The organism is Bacillus sp. LSHTCR4, assembly GCF_057197025.1.
The window spans coordinates 816,849-843,474 of the sequence record NZ_JBXUNO010000002.1; the positions used below are offsets into that span (position 1 = coordinate 816,849).

At 34.2% G+C, this 26,626-nt stretch carries 30 protein-coding genes; 21 read left to right on the top strand and 9 right to left on the bottom strand.

The window, feature by feature from the left end:
* The first annotated feature begins 401 nt into the window (after nt 1–401).
* A complete protein-coding gene (locus AC2CGR_RS18065; RefSeq protein WP_000708182.1) occupies nt 402–902 on the top strand; it encodes a hypothetical protein in 501 nt (166 codons plus the stop codon).
* A 31-nt stretch (nt 903–933) separates the two neighbouring features.
* Here AC2CGR_RS18065 and AC2CGR_RS18070 read toward each other — a convergent pair whose 3' ends face one another.
* Nucleotides 934–1,167: an SPP1 phage holin family protein gene (locus tag AC2CGR_RS18070; protein WP_033691462.1), complete on the bottom strand. Its 234-nt coding sequence runs from the start codon at nt 1,165–1,167 to the stop codon at nt 934–936.
* A gap of 164 nt (nt 1,168–1,331) precedes the next feature.
* Here AC2CGR_RS18070 and AC2CGR_RS18075 point away from each other — a divergent pair, with 164 nt between their 5' ends.
* On the top strand, nt 1,332–1,973 hold the full coding sequence (locus AC2CGR_RS18075; protein WP_087966219.1) for a diguanylate cyclase domain-containing protein: 642 nt from the start codon (nt 1,332–1,334) through the stop codon (nt 1,971–1,973).
* Between the two features lie 654 nt (nt 1,974–2,627).
* Entirely contained in the window at nt 2,628–3,290 is a 663-nt protein-coding gene (locus AC2CGR_RS18080) for a YkyA family protein (protein WP_000922488.1), read from the top strand.
* Nucleotides 3,291–3,321: 31 nt separating this feature from the next.
* On the opposite strand, the gene AC2CGR_RS18085 is transcribed toward AC2CGR_RS18080, so the two are convergent.
* Nucleotides 3,322–3,780 carry a YkyB family protein gene (locus AC2CGR_RS18085; RefSeq protein WP_000804871.1) on the bottom strand — a complete coding sequence of 153 codons (459 nt, stop codon included), beginning with the start codon at nt 3,778–3,780 and terminating at the stop codon, nt 3,322–3,324.
* A 177-nt stretch (nt 3,781–3,957) separates the two neighbouring features.
* Between AC2CGR_RS18085 and ppx the strand changes: the two genes are divergently transcribed.
* Complete coding sequence (gene ppx, locus AC2CGR_RS18090; protein WP_087966221.1) at nt 3,958–5,493, top strand: exopolyphosphatase; 1,536 nt, start codon at nt 3,958–3,960, stop codon at nt 5,491–5,493.
* A 108-nt stretch (nt 5,494–5,601) separates the two neighbouring features.
* On the top strand, nt 5,602–7,710 hold the full coding sequence (locus AC2CGR_RS18095; protein WP_484481043.1) for a polyphosphate kinase: 2,109 nt from the start codon (nt 5,602–5,604) through the stop codon (nt 7,708–7,710).
* A 173-nt stretch (nt 7,711–7,883) separates the two neighbouring features.
* Here AC2CGR_RS18095 and AC2CGR_RS18100 read toward each other — a convergent pair whose 3' ends face one another.
* Nucleotides 7,884–8,120, bottom strand: coding sequence for a hypothetical protein (locus AC2CGR_RS18100; protein WP_087966225.1), 237 nt, complete (start codon nt 8,118–8,120; stop codon nt 7,884–7,886).
* Between the two features lie 97 nt (nt 8,121–8,217).
* Nucleotides 8,218–9,075, bottom strand: a complete 858-nt coding sequence (locus AC2CGR_RS18105) for a metallophosphoesterase (RefSeq protein WP_087966227.1) — start codon at nt 9,073–9,075, stop codon at nt 8,218–8,220.
* Nucleotides 9,076–9,318: 243 nt separating this feature from the next.
* Here AC2CGR_RS18105 and fadH point away from each other — a divergent pair, with 243 nt between their 5' ends.
* From fadH to AC2CGR_RS18120, 3 genes are all read left to right on the top strand, one after another.
* Nucleotides 9,319–10,083 (top strand): 2,4-dienoyl-CoA reductase, encoded by a 765-nt coding sequence (gene fadH / locus AC2CGR_RS18110; RefSeq protein WP_029438063.1) that lies wholly within the window; start codon nt 9,319–9,321, stop codon nt 10,081–10,083.
* Nucleotides 10,084–10,338: 255 nt separating this feature from the next.
* Nucleotides 10,339–11,556 carry an EAL domain-containing protein gene (locus AC2CGR_RS18115; protein ID WP_000564304.1) on the top strand — a complete coding sequence of 406 codons (1,218 nt, stop codon included), beginning with the start codon at nt 10,339–10,341 and terminating at the stop codon, nt 11,554–11,556.
* Nucleotides 11,557–11,738: 182 nt separating this feature from the next.
* Nucleotides 11,739–12,227, top strand: coding sequence for a DUF3993 domain-containing protein (locus AC2CGR_RS18120; protein ID WP_087966229.1), 489 nt, complete (start codon nt 11,739–11,741; stop codon nt 12,225–12,227).
* Between the two features lie 103 nt (nt 12,228–12,330).
* Here the strand turns inward: AC2CGR_RS18120 and AC2CGR_RS18125 are convergent, their stop codons facing one another.
* Nucleotides 12,331–12,567, bottom strand: a complete 237-nt coding sequence (locus AC2CGR_RS18125) for a glutaredoxin family protein (RefSeq protein WP_000717880.1) — start codon at nt 12,565–12,567, stop codon at nt 12,331–12,333.
* Nucleotides 12,568–12,800: 233 nt separating this feature from the next.
* Between AC2CGR_RS18125 and AC2CGR_RS18130 the strand changes: the two genes are divergently transcribed.
* From AC2CGR_RS18130 to AC2CGR_RS18175, 10 genes are all read left to right on the top strand, one after another.
* Complete coding sequence (locus AC2CGR_RS18130) at nt 12,801–13,037, top strand: YkuJ family protein (RefSeq protein ID WP_000055151.1); 237 nt, start codon at nt 12,801–12,803, stop codon at nt 13,035–13,037.
* A gap of 211 nt (nt 13,038–13,248) precedes the next feature.
* The gene (locus tag AC2CGR_RS18135; protein ID WP_087966231.1) at nt 13,249–13,398 is read left to right on the top strand and encodes a hypothetical protein; all 150 of its coding nucleotides are present in this window, start codon (nt 13,249–13,251) and stop codon (nt 13,396–13,398) included.
* Between the two features lie 74 nt (nt 13,399–13,472).
* Nucleotides 13,473–13,991 (top strand): ribonuclease H-like YkuK family protein, encoded by a 519-nt coding sequence (locus AC2CGR_RS18140; protein WP_087966233.1) that lies wholly within the window; start codon nt 13,473–13,475, stop codon nt 13,989–13,991.
* A gap of 108 nt (nt 13,992–14,099) precedes the next feature.
* A complete protein-coding gene (abbA, locus tag AC2CGR_RS18145; protein WP_000817794.1) occupies nt 14,100–14,291 on the top strand; it encodes an antirepressor AbbA in 192 nt (63 codons plus the stop codon).
* A gap of 170 nt (nt 14,292–14,461) precedes the next feature.
* Nucleotides 14,462–14,905, top strand: coding sequence for a cyclic-di-AMP-binding protein CbpB (gene cbpB, locus AC2CGR_RS18150; protein WP_087966235.1), 444 nt, complete (start codon nt 14,462–14,464; stop codon nt 14,903–14,905).
* A gap of 142 nt (nt 14,906–15,047) precedes the next feature.
* Nucleotides 15,048–15,932 (top strand): transcriptional regulator CcpC, encoded by an 885-nt coding sequence (gene ccpC / locus AC2CGR_RS18155; protein WP_001984809.1) that lies wholly within the window; start codon nt 15,048–15,050, stop codon nt 15,930–15,932.
* A gap of 71 nt (nt 15,933–16,003) precedes the next feature.
* Nucleotides 16,004–16,726 (top strand): 2,3,4,5-tetrahydropyridine-2,6-dicarboxylate N-acetyltransferase, encoded by a 723-nt coding sequence (gene dapD, locus AC2CGR_RS18160; protein ID WP_000783248.1) that lies wholly within the window; start codon nt 16,004–16,006, stop codon nt 16,724–16,726.
* Nucleotides 16,727–16,787: 61 nt separating this feature from the next.
* Nucleotides 16,788–17,918 carry an N-acetyldiaminopimelate deacetylase gene (locus AC2CGR_RS18165; protein ID WP_000301165.1) on the top strand — a complete coding sequence of 377 codons (1,131 nt, stop codon included), beginning with the start codon at nt 16,788–16,790 and terminating at the stop codon, nt 17,916–17,918.
* A gap of 254 nt (nt 17,919–18,172) precedes the next feature.
* A complete protein-coding gene (locus tag AC2CGR_RS18170; protein WP_029438058.1) occupies nt 18,173–19,039 on the top strand; it encodes a hypothetical protein in 867 nt (288 codons plus the stop codon).
* An 84-nt stretch (nt 19,040–19,123) separates the two neighbouring features.
* Nucleotides 19,124–19,789, top strand: coding sequence for a potassium channel family protein (locus AC2CGR_RS18175; RefSeq protein WP_087966237.1), 666 nt, complete (start codon nt 19,124–19,126; stop codon nt 19,787–19,789).
* 38 nt (nt 19,790–19,827) lie between these two features.
* Here AC2CGR_RS18175 and rnjA read toward each other — a convergent pair whose 3' ends face one another.
* Together rnjA and AC2CGR_RS18185 are read right to left on the bottom strand one after the other, a co-directional pair.
* Nucleotides 19,828–21,495 (bottom strand): ribonuclease J1, encoded by a 1,668-nt coding sequence (rnjA, locus tag AC2CGR_RS18180; protein WP_000670368.1) that lies wholly within the window; start codon nt 21,493–21,495, stop codon nt 19,828–19,830.
* Between the two features lie 4 nt (nt 21,496–21,499).
* On the bottom strand, nt 21,500–21,712 hold the full coding sequence (locus tag AC2CGR_RS18185) for a DNA-dependent RNA polymerase subunit epsilon (RefSeq protein ID WP_000576444.1): 213 nt from the start codon (nt 21,710–21,712) through the stop codon (nt 21,500–21,502).
* A 547-nt stretch (nt 21,713–22,259) separates the two neighbouring features.
* Here AC2CGR_RS18185 and AC2CGR_RS18190 point away from each other — a divergent pair.
* Entirely contained in the window at nt 22,260–23,033 is a 774-nt protein-coding gene (locus AC2CGR_RS18190; protein WP_000998289.1) for a Cof-type HAD-IIB family hydrolase, read from the top strand.
* Nucleotides 23,034–23,092: 59 nt separating this feature from the next.
* On the opposite strand, the gene def is transcribed toward AC2CGR_RS18190, so the two are convergent.
* Nucleotides 23,093–23,647: a peptide deformylase gene (gene def / locus AC2CGR_RS18195; protein ID WP_087966239.1), complete on the bottom strand. Its 555-nt coding sequence runs from the start codon at nt 23,645–23,647 to the stop codon at nt 23,093–23,095.
* 167 nt (nt 23,648–23,814) lie between these two features.
* Nucleotides 23,815–23,961, bottom strand: a complete 147-nt coding sequence (locus AC2CGR_RS18200) for a YjcZ family sporulation protein (RefSeq protein WP_000274562.1) — start codon at nt 23,959–23,961, stop codon at nt 23,815–23,817.
* Between the two features lie 514 nt (nt 23,962–24,475).
* Between AC2CGR_RS18200 and pdhA the strand changes: the two genes are divergently transcribed.
* Both pdhA and pdhB read left to right on the top strand, forming a co-directional pair.
* A complete protein-coding gene (gene pdhA, locus AC2CGR_RS18205; protein ID WP_000536893.1) occupies nt 24,476–25,591 on the top strand; it encodes a pyruvate dehydrogenase E1 component subunit alpha in 1,116 nt (371 codons plus the stop codon).
* A gap of 3 nt (nt 25,592–25,594) precedes the next feature.
* The gene (gene pdhB, locus AC2CGR_RS18210; protein WP_000068166.1) at nt 25,595–26,572 is read left to right on the top strand and encodes a pyruvate dehydrogenase complex E1 component subunit beta; all 978 of its coding nucleotides are present in this window, start codon (nt 25,595–25,597) and stop codon (nt 26,570–26,572) included.
* Nucleotides 26,573–26,626 lie beyond the last annotated feature (54 nt).

Sequence of the window (26,626 nt, forward strand, 5' to 3'; positions counted from 1 at the left end):
AACTATATTAAGTTTTGAGTGCAGAGCATAAAAATTAAAAGTATAGTTTTTTTAAATCAATTTACACAAGTGCACTGACAAAGCCATAAAGAATATTATAGTCAAATTTGACTAAAAGGCAAACTTTTTCTTCCGTCAAAATATTCTGTTGTATGGACAGCGAAAGAGTGAGTGATACTTAGTATTGGTATAAAGTCAAAGAAGGAAATTGTAAAAAAATATTTCAGTAAGAATACCGTCTGTTAACAGATGAAAAATGGTTTTTTCTTTCTATTGTCGAATAGGATAAAAGGAAGAGTAATAACTATATATCGTTTTGTAACAAGCTTTATTAATATTGTGTAGAGAGGCAGAATAAGGTCGTATGGATATGATGCATCTGAAATGGGGTGAATATTATTATGAAAATATGGAAACGAATTTCGGATCAAGGAAGGCGTTCAATACCGCTACAACCGGTATTATGGATTGATGGCTCAAAAAAGGAAAACGAATGTCCTAACGTAGCAGTTACATTACAAATCCGTAGTATGTATAAAGAAAAATTTTCATATGAACTGACCTATGATGTAAACGACATACTTATTATTCGAATTGAAGTTGAAAACAAAGGAATGGAAATGATTTCACGAGTTGTAGTAAGTCATATGATTCGAGATTATTTTGCCTATATCCCAAATTCATTAAAGGCTGATAAGGGGATGAGCGAGTTTCTGTTTCAGCTTGTAAGGTGGAGAATCGATAATTTATTACCGGATGAGAAGGTAGAATTAATTTGTAAAATAAAAGCGAATAAAGATAAAGCACTTAAAAACGCATTATTTCAGGCTACATATACATTTCAATATAACGGAGTATCATATGGTCCACTGCAAACAAATGAAGTTGTGGTGCGACAATGATAAAAAGGAACCTGTATGAAAGGTTCCTTTTTTAGTGAAGATTGTGCTTTTTGAGTACTTTTTTTTGCTCGATTCCTTTTTTTCCTACATAATTATTTTTATAACCAAAATATAGAATGAAAAGAAAGGAAACAACATTTACAATAGCGTCAATTTGATCGTTTGAAATAAAGTTCACTCCGAAAGAATTAAATAGTAATTTTAACGATAACAGAAACCCCGCTAGTAAACGTATAATATCTGATAGATTCTCTTTTTGTAGCATATAGGTCACCACCTTTCTAAAACGATATATAGTATATATATGAAATAGAATAGAAATGGTAGACAAGCTTAAGTAGAAATGTACACTCAATATGTACATTTTTTATTTTGTAGAAAAACATAATTGTTATAGAAACATATATTGGTATAGAAGGGAGGAAAAGTATGAAACATAAAGGAAAAATTAGTGGATTATTACTTGGGAATACAGTGGCAGTTACAGAATGGATTGCGCTTCAGGATGTAATTACAAAACTGGATTCGCGATCATTTTATACCGTCTTTATTATTTATATATTGCAAATGATACTCAGCTATTATTTTGGACATTGGTATGATAAAAGAGCGAGTGGGCGTATGGATACGGAAGTAGGAGGAATGGCAAGTAATGATTTTGTAGTTGATTTTTTTGAGAAAGTAGCTGCTTTATCAGAACGGGATTCTCATAATATTACAGTGTATATTCTTTCTGTGAAAGAATGGAAAGGACTAAAAGAAACAGTGCAGGAAAAAAAAATGGAGGTGTTAGTACAAAAATTGGAGAGTACGATTGTAAAGACAGTTCGTAAAGGTGATGTCGTTACGAAGTGGGATGAAAATAAGTATGTTATTGTGGCGATTGATAACGGACATGAAAAGTCGACAATAACAAACAGATTAATGAAAAATATTGAAAGTGAAATAGAAAATGGCTTGTTAAGTATGACTCTATTATTTGGAGCTGCTAGTTATCCAATAGAAGGAAAAACGTTTGAAGAATTGTTAAGAAAGGCACAAAATCAATTGTACCAGCATAGAAATTCGTAAGGAAATAAGTAAAACTTTGATTTGAAGAAATATGATATGAAGAAGTTTTGATTGTAACATTTTTTTGACTTTTATTACAAAAAGAACTTCTTTTGTAATAAAAGTCTTTAAAAATATATGAAATAGGCATATAATTATGATGGATGTGTCAATGCATTTTGCACAATGTGTTTCATTTTAAAAGTGTAGAGGAAAGCATACTCTACACTTTTCCTTTTTAGGGAATGGCAAGAATAATTGTAAGTTGTTGCAAGATAGCATTTATACTGTGTAAAATGAACAAAGAGATTATTTGATAGAAAGCGGGAAAGGGAATGATAGAATGATAGACGTGAGAGAACAACGAACATCTTTTATCAGGTGAATGATTACTGTTGTTTTTCAAATTATTATGGTTGTGATGAATTCCGTTGTACTTTTATGTAATACATAGTATGAATAGGTTTTAAAAAATGCCAAGTAACAGATGGATATGAAACTGCTATTTAGTTCAAAAACGGAAAATGTAATTTCAAGTAATACAATTTGTACAAGCATTATAAACAATATGAATGATTTTCGTAAAAAAGGTGCGAGTGTGGAGTTTAGTTTATAGAAGGATATATAATTTCATAGCTTTTTACACGATGATCGTATATAAGTAGGAGGAAAAAGATGTTGAAATATAGTAAATTAGCAATTGTAACTGCATTATCAATGACATTACTAGCTGGTTGTTTCGGACCGAAACCAGAAGAGGAATTATATGTTGCATTTGAAAATGCTGCAAAGCAAGAAAAAACAATGTTTGAAGATGCAAAAAAACTTGAAACTCTAGAGAAAGAGGGACAAGAATTATATAACCAGATTGTTCAAGAAGGAAAAGATAATAATCAAACTGTTAAGGAAAAACTGAACCAAGCAATGAAAAATACAGATGAACGAGAAAAAGTGCTTAAAAAAGAAAAAGAATCTTTAAATAAGGCACAAGAAGAAGTGAAATCAGCAGATAAATATGTGAAGAAAATTGAAGATAACAAATTAAAAGATCAAGCAGATAAAGTGAAAAGCACATATGAGAAACGACATGATTCATTTAACAAAATGTATGACAGCTATAATAAATCGTTAAAACAAGAAAAAGAATTATATACAATGTTACAAGATAAAGGTACAAAATTAAAAGATATTAGTGAAAAAGTAAAAGTAGTAAATCAGTCTTATAAGGATATTGAATCAGAAAAAGACAAGTTTAATGAATTTACGAAATCTTATAATACAGAAAAAATAGCTTTTTATAAACAAGCAAATATTAAAATTAAAGAAGAGAAAAAATAAAACAGTTTGGCCTACAATTGGCCAAACTGTTTTATTTTTTTGTATAAGTACGACTATACCATGGGACAGGTTCACTTAATTTTTTTTCTTGTTTTAGCGCTTCAGGACCAATATAATCTTGAAGTGTTTTTTTTGCTACTGTTAAAGATAAGGTTGTTTTCGGGTTTCGATAGGAGGATTCAAGATGACCAAGATGTGGTAGGATTCGAAAATCTTCTTTTGTAGGAGGAATATGGAAAAAGTAATCACCTAAACGTATAAGAACATCAGATTGTTGTTGGCTAAAACGTGGATTTCTAGAGAAATGTAATCCTTCTTTAATAGCTTTTTTTTCAGTAATTAAGCGTTCTAAAGCTGTCTTTTTTAACCAGTATAAATATTTCGGATTAGTTGCAGCTTTAGCATGGCGATTCACAACGAAAACAGATTGAGCTAGTCGATTAATAGAATGTTGGTTTTGTAATTGAGATTGTGGTTGTGAAGGTTTCATATTGAATCTCCTTTCAATTTTTCATTATTATACCATAAGTAAAAGCGATTTTTATTATATGCAAAAAGTGATTGTATATATTTTCAATATTAAAGCAATATTGTTACAAAAAACAACTATTTTGTATAATAGTAATAGAATGTGTTTTAGAAATTTGATAATGAAAGAGTGAGAAGTTTGAAAGAAATATTAAAACAGCAATATGCCATTATAGATATTGGATCTAATACAATGCGTTTAGTTATTTATGAAAAGCAAAACGGGGGTTTTTATAAAGAGATTGAAAATACGAAAGTGGTTGCAAGGTTAAGGAATTACTTAGTCGATGGTGTGTTGATTGAAGAAGGAATAGAGGTATTGTTACAAACATTATTTCAATTTCAAGAAAGTACACGATTCCATCAGTTGCACCATGTACTTTGTGTTGCAACGGCAACAATTAGACAGGCTGAAAATCAAGAATCAATTAAGAAACTTGTTGAAGGACAAACAGACTTTACTCTTAGAGTATTATCAGAATATGAAGAAGCACGTTACGGCTATTTAGCAGTTATGAATTCAACTTCGTTCTCTGAAGGAATTACAGTAGATATTGGTGGAGGAAGTACGGAAGTTACATACTTTCGAAATAGAGAGATTTTAGAGTATCATAGCTTTCCTTTTGGAGCACTTTCTTTAAAGCAGTTTATTAAAGAGGACATACCTACTGAAGAAGAGTTGGAAAAGATTCGAACGTACTTAGAATATCAATTTCGAACATTACCATGGTTAATGGATAAGAAGTTGCCTCTTATTGCAATTGGTGGTAGTGCGAGGAACTTAGTGAAAATTCATCAAAATTTAATTTGTTATCCTATAGCAGGGGTACATTTATATAAGATGAAAGAAGAAGATATTAAAAATGTGAAAGAAGAATTAGAAGCATTGTCGTTCATAGAACTTCAAAAATTGGAAGGATTGGCAAAAGATCGAGCAGATACAATTGTTCCAGCAGTCGAAGTATTTCATACGCTTGTTAATGTTATAGAGGCGCCAGCATTTGTATTAAGTAGAAAAGGATTACGAGAAGGTGTTTTCTATGAAGAGTTGACAAAAGATTTGGGGATTTCATATTATCCGAACGTGGTCGAAGAAAGTTTGTATTTATTATCACATGAATATGAAATGGATATGGAATTTGTAATGCAGCTTATTAAACATGGAAGATTGATTTGTCAACAGCTTGAACAAACAGGGCTGATTTCTATGTCAGTAAAAGATTGGGAAGTATTCCATCAAGCAGCGAAAGTATTTAATATAGGTAAATATATAGACGAAGAAGCGAGCCGCTTACATACGTTCTATTTATTAGCGAATAAAACAATTGATGGTATGATGCACAAAGAGCGAGTAAGATTAGCACTTATTGCGTCTTATAAATCAAAAATGTTATTCAAACAACATTTGTCACCATTTGAAGGATGGTTTGATAAAAATGAACAAAAGAAAATGCGCCTTTTAGGGGCTGTTTTACAATTTTCAGCGGCTCTAAATATAAGACAAAGATCGCTTGTTGAATCAATATCTATAACAGAAAGTAAAGAAGGATTAACATTTGAAATTGTATGTGAACAATCGGCGTTAGCGGAAAAAGTGCAAGCTGAAAAGCAGAAGAAACAGCTAGAAAGAGTATTGAAAACAAATATTACCTTATTATTTAAATTAAAGCATTGAGTTGTACGGATGTCTTTACAAAAAATTTACACTTTATAATATAGTAATTTGCTAAAATGAAAGTAACTAAATTATAGTAAAAAAGTTTCAAGGGGAAGTGTGAAGAGAATGGAATTATCGAAGGGGAATATAGTAAATTTAAATGATACAGCTTATTACAACAATCGAGAGTTAAGTTGGTTAGCATTTAATGAACGTGTACTACAAGAAGCACAAGATGAAACGAATCCACTCTTAGAAAGATTAAAGTTTATTAGCATTTTTAGCTCAAATTTAGATGAATTCTTTATGGTACGCGTGGCAGGATTGAAGGATCAAGTGAGTGCTGGTTTTAACCAATCAGAAAATAAGGCCGGCTTAACACCAAAAAAGCAACTAAATAAAATTGCGATAAAAGCACATGAATTAATGACCGTACAGTATGGTACGTTTAAAAATTATGTGTTGCCAGCGCTGGAGTTAGAGGGGATTGAGCGTTTAACATTCCATGATTTGACGAAAGAACAGAGAGAATTTATAGAAGAGTATTTTGATGAACAAATTTTCCCAGTCTTAACACCTGTGGCTATCGATGCATATCGTCCATTTCCGATGTTATTAAATAAAAGTTTGAATTTAGCTACTCTTTTATATGATGAGAAACAAGTGGAAGAAGAAAACCGCACGAAGTTAGGAATTGTACAAGTTCCTTCACTACTTGAACGTTTCATATTTTTACCGAGTGAAGGACAAAAGCATAAATTTATTTTATTAGAAGACGTAATTAGTAGTTTTACTCATAAATTATTTACAGGATATAAAGCATCATCTGTTACTCGTTTCCGTATTACACGCAATGCGGATTTAACAATTCACGAAGAAGGTGCGAGAGATTTATTAAAGGTAATTGAAAAAGAATTAAAAAAGCGTAAGTGGGGAGCTGCTGTACGTTTAGAAGTTGGCAAAGAGCATATTGATGAAAGAGTATTAGCATTATTATATGAGGTGTTGGAAGTAAAGGATGAAGATGTGTATATAATGGATGGACCGTTAGATTTAACATGTCTATTTTCTTTATATAAAAAACTAGCTCCTTTATATGAACATCTAGTATATCCGGCTCTTATTCCGCAACGGCCTCAAGACTTAGGGGATGCAGAAGATGTATTTGAAAAAGCGATTGAGCATGATATTTTATTACATCATCCTTTTGAATCGTTTCAGCCAGTAGTTGATTTTATCCGTGATGCGGCAGACGATCCGAATGTACTTGCAATTAAACAAACATTATATCGAGTAAGTGGGGATTCGCCGATTATTCAGGCGCTAAAGGTAGCGGCTGAAAAAGGGAAGCAAGTGACAGTATTAGTTGAATTAAAGGCAAGATTTGATGAAGAAAATAATGTGCATTGGGCTAAAGAATTAGAACAGGCAGGATGTCATGTTATTTACGGTGTAAGTCATTTGAAAACACATAGTAAAATTACACTAATTGTAAGAAGAAAAAACGGAAAAATCGAAAGGTTTGTACATCTTGGGACCGGAAATTATAATGATGCAACCGCAAAGCTATATACCGATTTTGGCTATATTACATCACGAAAAGACTTTGGGGTCGATGCAACAAATTTCTTTAATTATTTGAGTGGTTATACAACAAAACCGCATTTTCATCATTTATCGGTTGCGCCATTTGATATAAGAGAGCAATTTATGGATTTAATAGATGAAGAAATTCGTTATCATAGGCAATATGGAAATGGATATATCATTGCTAAAATGAATTCATTAACTGATAAACCACTCATTAAAAAAATGTATGAAGCATCACAAGCTGGAGTAAAGGTAGAACTCATCGTTCGAGGAACATGTTGCCTACGACCTGGTATTCCAAATGTAAGTGAAAATATTCGGGTAGTTAGTGTTGTCGGGAGATATTTAGAACATAGTCGAATTTATTATTTCCATCATAATGGGGAAGAGAAAATATACTTATCTTCAGCTGACTGGATGACGCGGAATATGGAGAAGCGAGTAGAAATATCCTTCCCTATATTAGATATTGAAATGAAGGCGAGAATTAAGGCGATTTTGCAGCTTACTTTAGCTGATAATGTGAAAACGCGCGAACAAAATAAAGATGGTGACTATTATTATGTTATTAATAGCGGTGCAGAAGAGATTGATAGCCAAGTGAAGTTGTTTAAGATGGCGTATCAAAACACAGATGCTGAATAATGAGAACAAAGTAAAAACCTCTTTTTAAAAAGAGGTTTTTACTTTGTTCTCTACTTATTGTATGTTCTCAAAATAGAAGCATGCGTAGAGAGAATAGTTTTTATTGTAAGCATGTTAATGGATTATGAATCGGTTAAGAGAGGGAATAACATTGGTAGAATTGTTGCGGTACATTAATAATAGTATGGTTGTTGACAAGGTCCACCATAACAAGGGTAAGGTGCTGGCGGTGGAAAAGGTGGTGGATATGGTGGGTAATATGGTCTAGGACCGAAAGCTAATGCCCCGCCAAGCAGTCCACCAGCAATGCCAGCTAGAAACGGAACTCCAAAAAATGGAAAGAAGCGTGAGTCGCCTACTGGACCAATAGGTGCTGAACGGAATGGGATTGGTTGATAATATGGATACATGAACAAACCTCCTTTATTGGACTCACTTTTATCATATGGTAAATGAAACGTGGATGAGCGCGTACAAGAAAGGATATGTAAGAAAATAGGCGAATTATTACGAATGTTGGAGCGTGAAAATCGTAATTTCAGGTTTTGACATAAATCGGAAGGGGACACGAGTTCTTCCGAGGCCTCGATTGACATAGAGAGCTAAATCTTGGATCGTATAGAAACCTTCTACATAGTTTTTAGCAAGTGCTGGGGTAATAATAGCACCAAAAAAAGGAATTTGTACTTGTCCGCCATGGCTATGACCAGAAAGCTGTAAGTTAACTGGATAGTTAGCAATTTGCGGTGCAATATCTGGTTCGTGAACAAGAACAATGTTATAAGTGTTTTTCCGAGCGTGCTGTAGTGTCTCCTTTATTTTTGGTTTGCCTAATAGTATATCATCAAGACCGAAAATGGAAATCTCACTATTATCCAGTAGACGGATTCTCTTTTCGCTATTTAGTAATAGTTCAAATCCAGATTCACGCATGATGTGTTCGTAGTACTCCGTTCCATATCCACCGTGATCATGGTTACCATAAATAGAAAATTTACCGAAGGGGGCTTGTATATTTTTTAAAATGGATGCAACGAAAGGAGTGTCAGTATATGTTTGATAATTATCAATGAGATCGCCAGTAAAAAGAACAATGTCGGGTTTTACAGCATTAATTTTAGAAACGATTTTAGATAAATGGTGAAGAGAGAAATAGTACCCGAGATGTAAATCGCTGAATTGAAGAATCTTCATACCATGAAAACTTTTTGGTATGAGTTGTGATGTAAGTGTATGTTCTGTAAAAGAGAGTAGATGAGGCTCAATATATTTAGCGTAATAGTATCCGATGCTAGTCGTTATAAATGAATATAGACAAGTTCGCATTCCAGTTTTTAAAAAATCTCTTCTTGTAATTTTCTTCATAAAAATATGAGTATACCTATTTGACTTATATCATATATGTTCGTTCTATTTACAGGTTACTCAAACCTCCTTTCAGTTTATTTGAAATATATTTTAAATAATAAAAAAGTAGTATTGATTACGAAAAAACGAATGAAAAGAAATCTCTTTACGTTAAAATATCAGAAAAGTTTAAAAATATAAAGATTTCTATTAAATAAAATGATAAAATGAATGTGTATTCATTTTTTGGAGGGGATATATATGAAAGAAAAAGTAGTTATTATAACAGGTGGATCGAGTGGAATGGGAAAAGGAATGGCGACTCGTTTTGCAAAAGAAGGGGCACGAGTTGTTATTACAGGACGTACAAAGGAAAAACTAGAGGAAGCAAAGTTGGAAATTGAACAATTTCCAGGACAAATATTACCGGTACAAATGGATGTAAGAAATACGGATGATATTCAGAAAATGATTGAACAGATTGATGAGAAGTTTGGACGAATTGATATTTTAATAAATAATGCAGCTGGAAACTTTATTTGTCCAGCAGAAGATTTATCCGTGAACGGCTGGAATTCGGTTATTAATATTGTGTTAAACGGTACATTTTACTGTAGCCAGGCTGTCGGAAAATATTGGATTGAAAAAGGTATAAAAGGTAATATCATTAATATGGTAGCAACATATGCGTGGGATGCAGGTCCGGGAGTTATTCATTCGGCTGCAGCGAAGGCTGGAGTATTAGCGATGACGAAGACACTCGCTGTTGAGTGGGGACGTAAGTATGGAATCCGAATTAATGCTATTGCGCCAGGGCCAATTGAACGTACGGGTGGTGCTGATAAATTATGGATTTCAGAAGAAATGGCTAAGCGTACGATACAAAGTGTTCCGCTTGGAAGACTGGGTACGCCAGAAGAAATTGCAGGTCTAGCTTATTATTTATGTTCAGATGAGGCTGCGTACATAAATGGAACGTGCATGACAATGGATGGAGGACAACATTTACATCAATATCCATTTTAAAAGGGATAAAAAAATGAATGTTTAATTCATTTTTTTACGGTTAAATGTGACGGAATTGTGACATATGAAAGAAAAGTGTTTACAAGAGGTCATATATACGTTATATTTAAGACCTCTTTTTTCTTCATAGTAGAATTGCTAATTCCCCTTAGCATTTTACCCCTCTAATCCCTTCAGGAAAACTGAAGGGATTTTTTATTATTTTTCCGTAAATATCATGTTATAATTTTTGAAAAGTAAAGGGAGGGAAGCACGTTGATAGATGCATTAGATGTAATGAGTAACTTGGATAAAGTCCTTCCTTATTATCAAGCAATTTTTAGTGCTGATGAACATACTGTAATTGGATATGAAGTAGTAGGGCGTATTCAAACAGAAGAGGGCATACAAAGTTTAGCTTCTTTCTTTCATGATGACTCTATTCCAAGTGAGTTTCAACTAGAAGCGGATAACATTATAGTAGAAAAGGCTTTAAATCGTTATTTAGAAAGCGATCAAAAACTATTATTATTTATACATCGGAATGCTAACGTATTAATGAACGATGATGATGAAAGTTTGCTTCAACTTTTATTGATGTATGAAAAACAAGGTTTAAATTTGAAAAACATTGTTTTAGAGATTACAGAACATGAATGTAAAGAAGATATAGAGCAATTTAATCATTTGCTTATGTATTATCGTACATATGGTATTCAAATTTCGATTAATAAAGTCGGAACAGGTACAAGTAATTTAGAACGTATTAGCGTGTTAGCACCTGATATTTTAAAAGTAGATTTAACAAATTTAAGGCAAACTGCACTTTTACAATCTTATCAAGATATTTTATATTCTTTATCATTACTTGCTAGAAGAATTGGTGCGACATTGTTATATGAAGAAATAGATGCTTTTTATCAACTACAATATGCTTGGAAAAACGGTGGTAGATACTATCAAGGAAATTATTTGAAAGAATGTTTACCTGATTTTATTGAAACGAACGTTTTGAAAGAACGACTTGGTAATGAGTGTCATCAATTTATTCAACATGAGAAGAAGAAGTTACAAAAAATTTATAATTTAACAGAGATGTTACGCGATCGAATTGGTGATGTTCTAGCGAAACAGAAAAAGAATGAAGATATAAATGATTGGTTATTACAATTTAGTCAAAGTGTATCACAGTGTAGTTTTCGTATATTTATTTGTAACGAAGATGGTTTCCAACAATCAGGAAACGTTATGAAAAAAGATGGGGAATGGATTGTGATGCCTGAGTATTATATGAAGAACTGGAGTTGGCGTCCGTATTTTCTAGAAAATATTATGAAAATGCGTTTTGAGAATAAGGCAAGACTTTCAGATTTATATGCTGATATTGAAACTGGTGAGATGGTACGAACATTCTCATTCCCAATTGATGATGAAAACTTTTTATTTATAGATTTATCGTATGAATATTTATATGAAGAAGATGTTTTATTTTAATGCACGAAGAGATTCGTGCATTTTTTGTTTGTTTTTATCATAAATTGGTAATAGTGAAAATGGTGCTGAAAATGCTGTCTATCGTTGTAAAGATTTTACGAACGAAACGAGCCCTTTCTTAGCATAATCATTGTTACAATGAATACTACAAAGACAAGTTTTCTTAAAAGGAAGGTGAAAAAATGAGGAAATATGGAATATGGTTAGTTCTATTTGTGTGCGTTGCCTTTCTAGTTGGTTATAGTGTTACAACTGTTTTAGGAAAAGAGGAAGTGAAAGTCGATCGGAAAGAAGTGTTTACAACGATACAAAAGGGCTACGAAAGTCAATTTTCAATTCGTGGAAAGCATTTGCCGATGAATAAGATGATAGAAACGTTATCACCATATTTTACAGAGAATTTCCTTCAAGTATTTACAGATGAAAATAGTAGAAGTGATAAACAAAGTGGTGAATATTTACTTCCAGCAAAAGAAGCCCCATTTTCTTTTCGTTCAGAAACAAAAATGGCATATGATGAAGAGCATAAAATTTTATATGTTTATGAGCGGGCGAAAAGTGGACAATATCAAATTGTAACATTGCAAAGAGATCAAGGGAAATGGAAATTGGCCGGATATCATGAAAGCCAAGAACTTCTAACTGAAATAAAAAGGTTACAACAATTATAAAGTGAAACTTTAATCAATAGGGGGGATACCCCGTTGAATATTAACCCGCCACAATCGGATAAAATATAGCGGGATAAGAATAGGAATAGGTCTTTACCTATTCCTATTCTATATTTAGTAGTTGTTGTAATTTTTCAATTTGAAAACCAGCAACGACTTCTCCGTCAATTACAACCGTTGGAGTTGAATAAGAATCATAGTCATATAAAAGACGATTGCGTGCAGCAGCGTCTTTTTTTACGTCAAATTCTTCATATACAACGTTATTATGCTTTAAAAATTCTTTCACAATAACACATGGCGGACAATCAGGTTGTGTGTAAACCTCAATTTTTTTCATTGCAATTCCTCCTTTTTACTGTTTTTTATTATATTCTTCCAGTATAAAAATCGCAATAAAGAAGGGAAAAGATGTTCTTTCTGTTTTTTCCTTCGTATTTCGACAAATTTTTAGTTGAGTTTCTGGCCAATAACCTTTATCCTAGAGTGTGGAACATTTTTTCTGTTATGACGGATAGAATGAGTATAGCTGTAAAACCTATTGGTAGGAAGATCAGAGAAAGGAGAGATTTCATGTCTCTACTCCAAGGAATTTTAACTCGACTTGTTAGTCTACAAGAACAAGCTGAAAGCGGTGAAGTAGCACAACGCTATTTTGAAGTGAACGGTGAGCGCAAATGTAGCGTGAAATTTTTCGATAAAAGTGAAATGTATGAGTTAGAAGTGTATCAACAAGGTGAAAAACCTCAAGTGTATCAATTCGATAATATCGACATGGTTGCAATTGAGATTTACGATATCATTTCTTGATACATATAAAAAAGGTGTTGCCATAGGGCAACACCTTTTTTAGTTCTATTACTTTTCGTATATATGTATAGGGATTTTTCATTTTTCCTACAATGGTAATAAAGTAAAATTGTAATCAGTAGTGTTTCTTCGTCCTATACTGCTTATTAGCCATCACCAATGGGGGACGGATAGTAAATAGCCGGATGAAAATAGTGAGGAGGTGTGTGATATGGAACGTTTACCAGTTGTGATTTGTCCTAATTGTCGCAATTCTGCTGAGATTATTCATGTATTAACGGCTCAATCTAATCAAAATGTAATTTATACGTGCCAAGTTTGCCGTTATGTAATTCGGAATATTGAAACGAATAAAGGGTAGGAAGTTATAATTTTTGTTTTTGTCCCATACAATGAGAATACGAAAAGTCTGTCTAATTGAAAGGACGTGACTATGTGGCCGGTGAACATAAATTTTATAATGTTTCAGAGAGACATTTAAATTTTGATATGGTCTTTACCCGTATTTGTAATTTCATTGAAAAGGATCCGCGAAATTTATATCGTTTATCTATTGGGACAGACTCACAAGCGCATCAAAAGGATACGAGGTTTATTACGGCAATTCATATTCATCGCGTTGGAAAAGGAGCCTGGGGGTGTTTACACCATCAATCAGTAAAAGATAAGCCAGCAACTTTACGTGAGAAAATATATTTAGAGACGCAGTTTAGTCAAGAAATTGCATGCCTATTTACTCCAAATCATATACAAACAATATGGGATTTATTGCATCCATATGCTCAAGAGGGGGCTGGTTTTATAATGGAAATTCACTTGGATATCGGAAATGATGGTTTAACAAAAGAATTTATTCTAGATATGACAGCGAAAATTCAAGCGATGGGATTAACTGCAAAGATTAAACCCGATGCTTATGCTGCGTTTAGTTATGCAAATCGTTATACGAAATAAAAAACCATTTTCATATATCTTTTGTTAAAAACTGAATATTACATCTATTAAATAGGCAAGAAATTTTATATAATAGGAGTAACGATGCGAGTATAAGGAGAGGGGTATATGAAAAGGGAATTTGTATTAACGGAAGAAGAAGAAAGTTTGTTACTAGATATTTTATTTCAGCAAAATTATGCGAGTGAAATTTTAGCTGTGGAACTTACAGATATTGAGAATGGTTTAAAAAAGACAGATGTGATGCAATATAAAAAAATCACAAGGTTATTTTACAGATTAAAAAATAAAGGGTATTAAGTGCTACCGGAATGGTAGTCTTTTTTTTGTGTTGTATGCTAAAATAGCTGTGTAATTTTGTTTTTTACTGAAAGAATGTAAGGACAAAATAATAATATGAAAACGCTGTCATAAAATGTGAATAGAGCCGGTGATTATAAGCAGGAAAAAGGGAAAATGGGGGATGTAATATGATTAGTATTCCAAAAGACGAGTTTCAACAAATTTTTGTAAAAGATTTAATGATTTCATCAGAAAAAGTAGCACACGTCCAAATAGGGAATGGTTTAGAGCATGCTTTACTCGTACTTGTGAAATCTGGATATTCGGCGATACCTGTTTTGGACCCGATGTACAAATTGCACGGGTTAATTAGTACTGCTATGATTTTAGACGGTATGTTAGGGCTAGAACGCATTGAGTTTGAAAGACTTGACGAGATGAAAGTAGAGCAGGTAATGAAGGAAGATATTCCGGTTCTTAAGTTAGAAGATTCATTTGCAAAAGCATTAGAAATGACTATTGATCATCCATTTATTTGCGCTGTCAATGAAGATGGGTACTTTGAGGGGATTTTAACACGTCGAGCTATTTTAAAGTTGTTAAATAAAAAAGTAAGGCAGCATAATCGATAATGTGAGAAAAGTGACTTCATAGAAACGGAGAAGTCACTTTTTTTTCGTGCATATCAGTTGTGGATGTATTATATTTAAAAAGATAAAAAATATAAGAGTATGTAGTTAAATTAAGGATGAAAAGCTTATTGAGATAAGGTGTATGGAAGCTAAGGAAAGAGGGAGAAAGTTGCAAATTGATGATTTTCAAATGATGGTTGTGTTAGCACAGGAATCAAATATGAGAAAAGCGGCGGAACGTTTATTTGTTTCACAACCTGCGCTTAGTCAACGATTACAATCTATGGAGAAACAATGGGGAATGAAGTTTTTTATTCGCTCACAAAAAGGATTGACAATTACACCTGAAGGGGAAAAAGTAGCAAATTACGCAAAAGAAATGCTACAAAGGGAAGAGGATATTAAAAGTGAGCTAGCTGTTTTTAGAACAGAAACTCACGGGACGTTAAAAATAGCTGTCGCATCAGTTATTGGTCAATATTGGCTCCCTCCTGTTTTGAAAAAGTTTGTGCATAAATATCCTTCTGTGAAAATATCGTTGTTTACTGGCTGGAGTAGTGAAGTGCAAAAGCAATTTTATGAAGGTGACGTTCATGTTGCTATATTGAGAGGAACACAAGAATATAAAGGCCAGAAGCAACAATTATTTGAAGATGAACTTTATTTAGTGGATAAAGAAATAAAAGATATTTCGATGTTAAAAGAAACAAATAGACCGTTTATTCAATTTAAAAGTGATTCGACTTATTATGGACAAATACAAAATTGGTGGTATGGTTTATTTTCTAATCCCCCTAAGAGAACAATTGTCGTCGATCAAATTGAGACTTGCAAACAACTCGTTTTAAATGGTATAGGTTATGCTCTTTTACCTTCTACTGTTTTAAAAGAAGTACAGGAAAATATGTATAAAACACCTGTTCAATTAACGAGAGAAACGTGGTTATTGACGAGTGAATCAGCTAGACAATTGAAGCAAGTACAAGCATTTTTAGAAATTATAGAAGAAATTCAAATGGAAAAATAGGATTATTATCTTGCTACTCGCTCTGTCGTTTGGTAGAGTAACATTATAAATGGATTTAGGAGGCAACAAGAATGAAAATGATGGACGCTAACGAAATTATTTCGTTTATTCAAAAAAGTGAAAAGAAAACTCCTGTAAAGGTATACATAAAAGGGGATTTAAAAGAAGTAACATTCCCTGAAACGGTACAAGCATTTGTAAATAAAAAGTCTGGTGTATTATTTGGAGAATGGTCTGAAATTAAGACAATTCTAGATGAAAATAGCAAGTACATTGTTGATTACGTTGTTGAAAATGACCGTCGTAATTCTGCAATTCCAATGCTTGATTTAAAAGGTATTAAAGCTCGTATTGAGCCAGGCGCGATTATTCGTGACCACGTTGAAATCGGCGACAACGCTGTTATTATGATGAATGCAACAATTAATATCGGTGCTGTAATTGGTGAAGGTTCTATGATCGACATGAACGCGGTACTTGGTGGACGTGCAACTGTTGGTAAGAACTGTCACGTAGGTGCAGGTGCAGTACTTGCAGGTGTTATTGAGCCACCTTCAGCAAAACCAGTTATCGTTGAAGACGATGTTGTAATTGGTGCTAACGTAGTTGTATTAGAGGGAGTTACAGTAGGTAAAGGTGCAGTTGTAGCGGCAGGAGCTGTTGTAACAGAAGATGTACCTCCATATACAGTTGTTGCAGGTACTCCAGCACGTGTAATTAAAGAGATTGATGAGAAGACAAAAGCAAAAACTGAAATTAAACAAGAGCTTCGTCAATTAAACCCAGAGAAATAAAAACAAAAAAGCGTAAGAGCATAAACAGGCTCTTACGCTTTTTATAGATAGAGGTGCAAAAATGGCAGTAAGCAAATTCGTTCAAATTCGTAGAGACTTACACAAAATACCGGAAATTGGATTTAAAGAGTGGAAAACACAACAGTATATTTTAGATTACATAGGAACGCTTTCGAATGAACATGTGGAAGTGAAAGTATGGAGAACGGGTGTCATTGTTAAAGTGAAGGGAAAAAATCCAGAAAAAGTTATAGGTTATCGCGCAGATATAGACGGTTTACCAATTACAGAGGAAACTGGATATGAGTTCGCTTCTGTTCATGAAGGAATGATGCATGCATGTGGACATGACTTACATACGACAATCGGTTTAGGCCTTCTAACAGCAGCTGTAACAGAAAGAATAGATGATGATCTTGTATTTCTATTCCAACCAGCTGAAGAAGGGCCTGGAGGGGCTCTTCCTATGTTAGAGAGTGAAGAGTTAAAAGAATGGAAGCCGAATATAATTCTCGGTCTTCATATTGCACCTGAATACCCTGTAGGAACAATTGCTACAAAAGAGGGGCTATTATTTGCAAATACATCAGAGTTATATGTTGATTTAAAGGGGAAAGGTGGACATGCAGCTTACCCTCATACTGCAAATGATATGATTGTCGCAGCTAGTCACCTTGTTACACAGCTTCAGTCCGTTATTAGTCGTAATGTAAACCCACTTGATAGTGCAGTAATTACAATCGGAAAAATAACAGGCGGTACAGTTCAAAATATCATAGCAGAAAAGTCTCGGTTAGAAGGAACGATCCGAACGTTATCAGTGGAATCAATGAGTCGTGTTAAAAGTAGGATTGAGGCAATTGTTGCAGGTATAGAAGCTTCCTTCCAATGTGAAGCGGTTATTGACTACGGAGCGATGTATCATCAAGTATATAACCATGAAGCATTAACGAGAGAGTTTATGCAATTTGTAAGTGAACAAACTGATATGAAAGTAATTACATGTACTGAGGCAATGACAGGTGAAGATTTTGGTTATATGCTTCAAGAGATTCCTGGATTTATGTTTTGGCTTGGGGTAAATTCAGAATATGGTTTACATCACGCAAAATTAAAACCAGATGAAGAGGCTATTGAGAAAGCTATCGTATTTTTAGATCAATATGTAAAGTGGAAGGGAACTAGAAAGTAAACTTGCTCGCCAACTATGTAACAATTTAAAGTGGGTATTCGTTAGTTCCAAGGTGAAAACATCTTTCATATTTGTTTTGGATACACATCGGTATACAAATGGATAAAATAATGAGCAGTGGTTTTGAGCCGCTGCTCATTATTCATTATCGCTTATTAAGAAGGTGATTATTTAACTAGCTTATATATGTTTACAATTCGTGTGGAAAGTGTGTAAAATCAAGGTGAAACGTAGAAAAAAGGGTGGGGAATTACGTGCAAATTAGCAGTGCAATGTTGTGTTTCGTCTTATATGCGTATGTGATTATTGCGGCGGTTTATTTTGGGATAAGTTTTTATGCCTACCGCTTAGTAGATAATCATGAATATGACGAAACATATAAATGGGTGAAGAGATATTTATCACCGGTATTAGAAATTATGAATGGGTTTGTGCTCTTTTTATTTATTGGGTTAATTGCTTTCTCAACGAGTTTAGTAGGGAATAAAACAACATTATTTGTACTAGGTATCATTATTTTTATGTTGTTAGGTATACGGATTGGTAACACGGTGTTTTGGAATGAAAGAAAAGTAGATGGTTGGACTGGAATGCTAATTCCGTGTATGTTAGCGGCTATCGTGACAAACATAGAGCATGAGTATTATCAATTGCATTTTTGGCTCATTATCGTTTTAACAATTCTTTCAGTTTTGTACATAAGTACGGTAGTACTAACATACATTGCACATGAAAAAGGTGATGTTAAAGGAACTCGCTTCTTTAGAGGACGAGCATTATTTTGGAGCGTGCCAACGATGGCGGTTATAGGGATTATTGCCATATTAGTAAATGGGTATCAATTTACGAATTGGCAACTGTTTTTAGAAAATTGGTGGATTTTCATTCTTTCGTTTATCGCTTTTTTAGGCGCAACGCATTATTTATTCCATCAACACCATTATATATTGGCATTGCTATTCGCATTTACACAACTATTATTTGCCTTCTTCGGACAAGAAACGTTATTATTCGTTTTTGAAACGTTTAGTTCATTTGGAAATATATTTGTATTTGGTATGTTAATTTTCAGTATCGCATTTTATTTACAACAGTATTTTTATATGCAAAAACAAAAATAAAGAATGATATACAGGTTTTTGTAGCAAATCTAAAGTATGTTACAATAAAAATACATAGTATTCGATGTTATTGGAGGAATTCCTGTGGGTGAAAAAGAGAAAGAATTTGCTGTCATTGGGCTTGGTCGTTTTGGTGGAAGTATTTGCCGGGAACTTGCTCAATTAGGTATGGAAGTAATGGCAATTGACTCAGATGAGGATAAAATTAATGAGTTTGCAAATATAGCTTCACATGCTGTAATTGCAGATTCAACAGATGAGATGGTATTAAAAAGTCTTGGTATTCGTAATTTTGATCATGTAGTCGTTGCTATTGGAGACAATTTAAATTCAAGTATTTTAACAACGTTAATTCTGAAAGAGTTAGGTGTAAAAAATATTACTGTAAAAGCTCAAAATGATTATCATGAAAAAGTATTAAGTAAAATAGGAGCAGATCACATTGTGCACCCAGAGCGTGATATGGGAAAAAGGATTGCTAATAATATTGCATCAAGTAATGTATTAGACTATCTTGAGCTTTCAGATGAGCATAGTATTGTAGAGATTATTGCAAATAAAAAAATTGATGGTCATTCTTTAATCGAATTAGATATTCGTGCGAAGTTTGGATTGAATATTGTAGCGATTAAACGTGGTAAAGAAGTGATTGTATCTCCTCGAGCTACGGAAAACATTCAAACGGGAGATATATTAATTGTAATTGGTCATGACGATGAAGTAGATCGTTTCAAGCACTTTTTAAGATAAGAGAAAAGGACAATACCATAAAGGTATTGTCCTTTTTCTTATATCTCCATAATGATTGGTAAAATCATTGGGCGACGTTTCGTTTTCTCATATAGGAATGGTGCTAATGTGTCTGTAATTTCATTTTTAATTTCAGACCATTGTGTTGTTTTACGTTCCATTACTTTTTCTAAATGAGTTGTAATTAATGTTTGAGCATCATTAATTAAATCACTACTTTCGCGCATATAAACGAAACCACGTGAGATAATATCAGGCCCTGCTGCAACTTTAAATTCTTTCATATCAATGCTTACAACGACAATAACAAGTCCTTCTTCAGAAAGAATACGACGATCGCGTAATACGATATTACCGATATCTCCAATACCATTTCCGTCAATATAGACAGATCCAGATGGTATTTTACCAGCTACACTTGCTTCATCTGAACGTAAGGCAAGAACATCACCATTATCCATAATGAAACAGTTCTCTTCTGGAATACCACAATCATTTGCTAACTTCATATGCATACGTTGCATACGATATTCACCATGAATTGGCATGAAATACTTCGGTTTAATTAGACGAAGCATTAGTTTTTGTTCTTCTTGTCCACCGTGTCCACTCGTATGAATGTTTGACAGTTTTCCATGGATTACATCAGCACCAGCGCGGTACAACATATTAATTGTACGGCTTACACTAATTGTATTACCAGGGATTGGTGAAGAAGAGAAAACAACTGTGTCGCCAGGGATGATTTGAATTTGACGATGAGTACCATTAGCAATACGTGAAAGTGCTGCCATTGGCTCCCCTTGACTACCTGTACATAAAATAACAACTTTATTAGCTGGTAGACGATTTAATTGAGATGCATCTATGAATGTATCTTTCGGACAGCGAATATAACCGAGGTTTTGTCCGATTTCAATCGCTGCCTCCATACTTCGGCCAAATACAGCCACTTTACGATTGTTTTCAACAGCTGCTTCAACGACTTGTTGCAAGCGATGGATATTTGATGCAAAGGTTGCGAAGATAATACGACCTTCTACTTTGCGGAAAATATCTTGAATACTATCACCAACACGGCGCTCAGACATTGTAAAGTTTGGAACTTCACTGTTTGTACTGTCAGATAAGAGACAAAGTACACCGTCTTTTCCGATTTCAGCCATTTTTGTTAAGTCCGCAGGTTCACCAACTGGTGTGAAGTCAAATTTGAAATCTCCAGTATGAACCACTTGTCCTTGAGGTGTTTTCACAACAACTCCGTATGAATCTGGGATACTGTGAGTTGTACGGAAGAAGGAAACAGATGTCTTTTTAAATTTAATAACATCATCTTCTTGAATTTCATAAAGTTTTGCTTTACGAAGTAATCCGTGCTCTTCTAATTTGTTTTTGATTAGTGCAATTGCTAATTTTCCGCCATAAATCGGAATGTTCACTTGACGTAATAAGTAAGGAATTCCACCAATATGATCTTCGTGACCATGTGTAATGAATAATCCTTTAATTTTATCTTCGTTTCGCACAAAATAAGTGTAATCTGGTATTACATAATCGATTCCGAGGAGTTCGTCTTCTGGAAATTTAATTCCAGCGTCAATTATAATAATTTCATCTTGAAATTGAACAGCATATGTATTTTTACCGATTTCACCAAGGCCACCTAAAGCAAAAACGGCTGCTTGATCATTCTTTAGAAATTTCATATGACTATACGATTTCCGCTAATGTTAAATCAGCGTTTTCTTTTTCATATTCAAGATGATTGCCAGTCACAGACTGAACAAATTCGATATTATATGCGAACTTATTTAATTTTGTACGAACATCCTTCTCAGACGTAGCCTCTAAATATAAAACTTTTGTATTTTCACGTACTGGAACCTCAGTCATTTTTTCTTGATAAAATACTTTAAAAATCATTTGGAAAACCTCTCCTTGTCTATGTTTTGCATTATCTGTTACTTATTATAAAGCAAACAGTCACGATTTTCATGTTTTTTCGAATGAGAATGAAGAAAAAGCCCGAAATGGGCACAATTTAAGCGATCGTCTTTTTACGGACTAGATCTTTTAAATAACGCTTCAGCTTTTTCTTCAGCTTCTTCAGCATGATTACTCCTTCCTTTCCTTATTTTAAACATGCATATTACTAGTGAAAGCGCCGTCTCTGATATAAGAAAGAGGACAAAAGTGAATGTTGAATCTTGTCTTTTCTCATATAGGGAAAGTTATTCTATAGTAACGATTAGTAGCCGTTAGTTATAGGTATAGTATGAGAAAGAATAGAAAAGAAAATTCATACGAACAAGTATCCACATTTTTTACTAATATATATATGCAGGTTTCATAAATAAGGTCAGAAAGTGAACGCTTTCTTCACAGATGTTTAATATGTTATACTTTTTTTTAGAATTTGAAAAGCGATAATCAAAATAGGAATATAGAGTAACAGAAAGGATTTTGACAAATGAATGATAAAATTGTCTTTTTTGATATTGATGGAACATTATTGGATCATGATAAAAAGATTCCACAATCTACGCGAGACGCAGTAAGACAGTTACAAGAAAAAGGCGTGCATGTAGCAATTGCGACAGGACGTGCGCCATTTATGTTCGAAGATATTCGTAAGGAACTTAATATCCACAATTATGTTAGCTTTAATGGACAGTACGTTGTATTTGAAGATGAGGTAGTATTTAATAACCCATTACATCCAGCTGCTCTACATAAGTTTACTCAGTTTGCAAAACAAGAAGGATATCCACTTGTATATCTTGATCATCAAGAAATGAGAGCATCAGTGGAATATCATGATTATGTGAAAGAAGGTTTTGGAAGTTTAAATTTTGAGCATCCGGCATATGAACCTGATTTTTATGAGAAGCGTAATATTTATCAAACACTTCTTTTCTGTGAAGTAAATGAAGAAGAAAAGTTTATAAACCAGTACCCAGACTTTCATTTTATTCGCTGGCATGCGTATTCAATGGATATTATTCCAAATGGTGGTTCTAAGGCAAAAGGGATTGAGAAATTCATTGAAAAGCTAGGGTTTAACCGTGAACAAGTGTATGCATTTGGGGATGGCTTAAATGATTTAGAAATGATTGAAGCGGTTGGAACAGGTATTGTGATGGGGAATGGTCATGAAGACTTGAAAAAACTTGCAAATCATGTGACAAAGGATGTTAGTGAAGACGGTATATATCATGGTTTAAAATGGGCTGGATTGCTATAAGTGAATATGGAATCTATTTCATATAATAAAAAGGCGGAAGATACTCTTCCGCCTTTTTATTATCGCTCCAGAGGTTTTGAATCGTCAGGAGCGGCAAATGGATTTTCTTTATTAATGTGGTCATAGAACATAACACCATTTAAATGGTCAATTTCATGTTGAAATACAATTGCTGGTAAACCTTTTAAACGTAATTTTACTTCTTCGCCGTTGATAGAAATTGCTTTCACTGTAATTCTTGTATAACGAGGGACATAACCAGGTACTTCACGGTCTACTGATAGACAGCCTTCACCACTTTGTAAATACGTACGTTCAACAGAATGGCTAATGATTTTTGGATTGAATAATGCATGACTATATAAAGTACCGTCCGTATCTGTTACATGAACCGCAATCATTTTCTTTGAAATACCGATTTGCGGAGCCGCTAATCCGATTCCAGGGCGTAAACTATATTTTTCAGCCATTTCAGGATCTTGGCTATTTATTACAAATTCAATCATTTCTTTAAGGGTATTTGTATCTTCTTCGCTCGCTGGTATGACTACCTCTTCTGCAACGTTTCGCAAAATAGGATCTCCTTCGCGAATTACATCTTTCATTGTAAGCATATGTAATCTCTCCTTTCTCCTTTAGTCTACCAAAGGAGATGGAAAAAGTCATCGGCAAGTAAGGGGAAGCGCTTTGGAAAGCATTTTATTCAAGATTGGTTATGTAGGAATAAAAAGAAACAGACGGCAGAGCCGTCTGTTTCTTTCCATAGTTGTTTCATTTTACATTAGCGAATGCAAGCAGCACCAACGATAATTAAAAGAATAAACAACACAACGATTAAGGCGAAGCCGCGTCCAGACCCACCACAAGAACCGCCATAACCGTAGGAAGGATATGAACAAGTTGGATAGCAATATGAATATCCGTACATGAGATGACCTCCTTTATCATTTCCCGCTAATACTGCGGTTACTATAATGTATGGAGGGAAGAGTAGAAATGTATGGGTAATTACCTATAAAAGGAAGAAGAGTTTGTATATTTTTGTTAAGAAGAGAGAAAAACTAAAGGGAATTAAATCGTTTACATATTATTCTAAGAGAAAAAACAAGTTAAAAAGGGAATAATATAACAGTAGGTTAATGCTTACTAATACAGATGTGAAAAATAAAAACACGTTTGTGCAGAAGAAACCTGCAGATTATTTATAAAAAAACGTATTCAAAGTAATTGACATCGTAATTAGAATAGTTGTAAACTAAAAAACGTGATCAAGATTGTATTAATATGTTTCTGAAAAAACATTAGTACAGATTGTTAGGTACACAAAATTATTCTCAACCGACAAATACATTTGTTTGGTTTACATTGTTGCGTTTTCCATCTAGCGAATAGATAGTGAAAGCGTTTCAGAATATGGTTCAAGAGAGGAAGAGGTGAACGGAATGGGTACTAAAACAAAAAAGACCCTATTTAATGTTGATGAGCAAATGAAAGCTATCGCAGCTCAATTTGAAACATTACAAATTTTAAATGAAAAAGGCGAAGTTGTGAATGAAGCAGCTATGCCTGAATTATCTGATGATCAATTAAAAGAATTAATGCGCCGTATGGTGTATACTCGCGTACTAGATCAACGTTCTATTTCTTTAAACCGTCAAGGACGTTTAGGTTTCTACGCACCAACAGCTGGACAAGAGGCTTCTCAATTAGCAAGTCATTTCGCACTTGAAGCAGAAGATTTCATCTTACCAGGATATCGTGATGTGCCACAATTAGTATGGCACGGTTTACCATTATACCAAGCATTCTTATTCTCTCGTGGACATTTCATGGGTAACCAAATGCCTGAGAACGTAAATGCACTTGCTCCACAAATCATCATCGGTGCGCAAATCATCCAAACTGCTGGTGTTGCGTTAGGTATGAAATTACGTGGTAAAAAATCTGTTGCAATTACTTACACTGGTGACGGTGGTGCTTCACAAGGTGACTTCTACGAAGGTATGAACTTTGCGGGTGCATTCAAAGCTCCAGCAATCTTCGTTGTACAAAACAACCGTTATGCAATCTCTACTCCAGTAGAAAAGCAATCTGCAGCTAAAACTGTAGCACAAAAAGCAGTAGCAGCAGGTATTTACGGAATTCAAGTAGACGGTATGGATCCATTAGCTGTATACGCAGCAACTGCTTTCGCTCGTGAGCGTGCAGTAAATGGTGAAGGTCCTACTTTAATCGAGACTTTAACATTCCGTTACGGTCCACATACAATGGCTGGTGATGACCCAACTCGTTACCGTACAAAAGATATCGAGAACGAATGGGAACAAAAAGATCCAATCGTACGCTTCCGTGCATTCTTAGAAAACAAAGGCCTATGGTCTCAAGAAGTTGAAGAGAAAGTAATTGAAGAAGCAAAAGAAGATATCAAACAAGCAATTGCTAAGGCTGACCAAGCTCCAAAACAAAAAGTTACTGATTTAATGGAAATCATGTACGAAAAAATGCCTTACAACTTAGCTGAACAATATGAAATTTACAAAGAAAAGGAGTCGAAGTAAGCCATGGCTCAAATGACAATGATTCAAGCAATCACTGATGCTTTACGCGTTGAAATGAAAAATGACCCTAACGTACTTGTGTTTGGTGAAGACGTTGGTGTAAACGGCGGTGTATTCCGTGCTACTGAAGGTTTACAAGCTGAATTCGGTGAAGACCGTGTAATGGATACTCCACTTGCAGAGTCTGGTATTGGTGGACTTGCAGTTGGACTTGCACTTGAAGGATTCCGTCCAGTTCCAGAAATCCAATTCTTCGGTTTCGTTTATGAAGTAATGGATTCAATTTCTGGTCAATTAGCTCGTATGCGTTACCGTTCTGGTGGACGTTGGACTGCTCCAGTAACAGTTCGTTCTCCATTCGGTGGTGGTGTTCATACTCCTGAACTACATGCTGATAGCTTAGAAGGTTTAGTGGCTCAACAACCTGGTCTAAAAGTTGTTATTCCATCTACTCCATACGATGCAAAAGGTCTTTTAATCTCTGCGATTCGTGACAACGATCCAGTTATCTACTTAGAGCATATGAAATTGTACCGTTCATTCCGTCAAGATGTACCAGAAGGCGAATACACAATTGATTTAGGCAAAGCTGATATCAAACGTGAAGGTACAGATGTATCTGTTATCGCTTACGGTGCTATGGTTCACGCTGCATTAAAAGCTGCTGAAGAACTTGAAAAAGAAGGTATCTCTTTAGAGGTTGTTGACTTACGTACAGTTCAACCATTAGATATCGAAACAATCATCGCTTCTGTTGAAAAAACAGGCCGCGTAGTTGTAGTTCAAGAAGCTCAAAAACAAGCTGGTATTGCAGCTAACGTTGTAGCGGAAATTAACGACCGTGCAATCTTAAACTTAGAAGCTCCAGTTGTACGTGTTGCAGCTGCTGATACAGTATTCCCATTCTCTCAAGCTGAGAGCGTATGGTTACCAAACCACAAAGATATTGTTGAAGCTGTTAACAAAGTAATGAACTTCTAATTTTTACTTATTCATGTGCAAAAGAAATCAGCACATGCTGATTTCTTTTGCCAT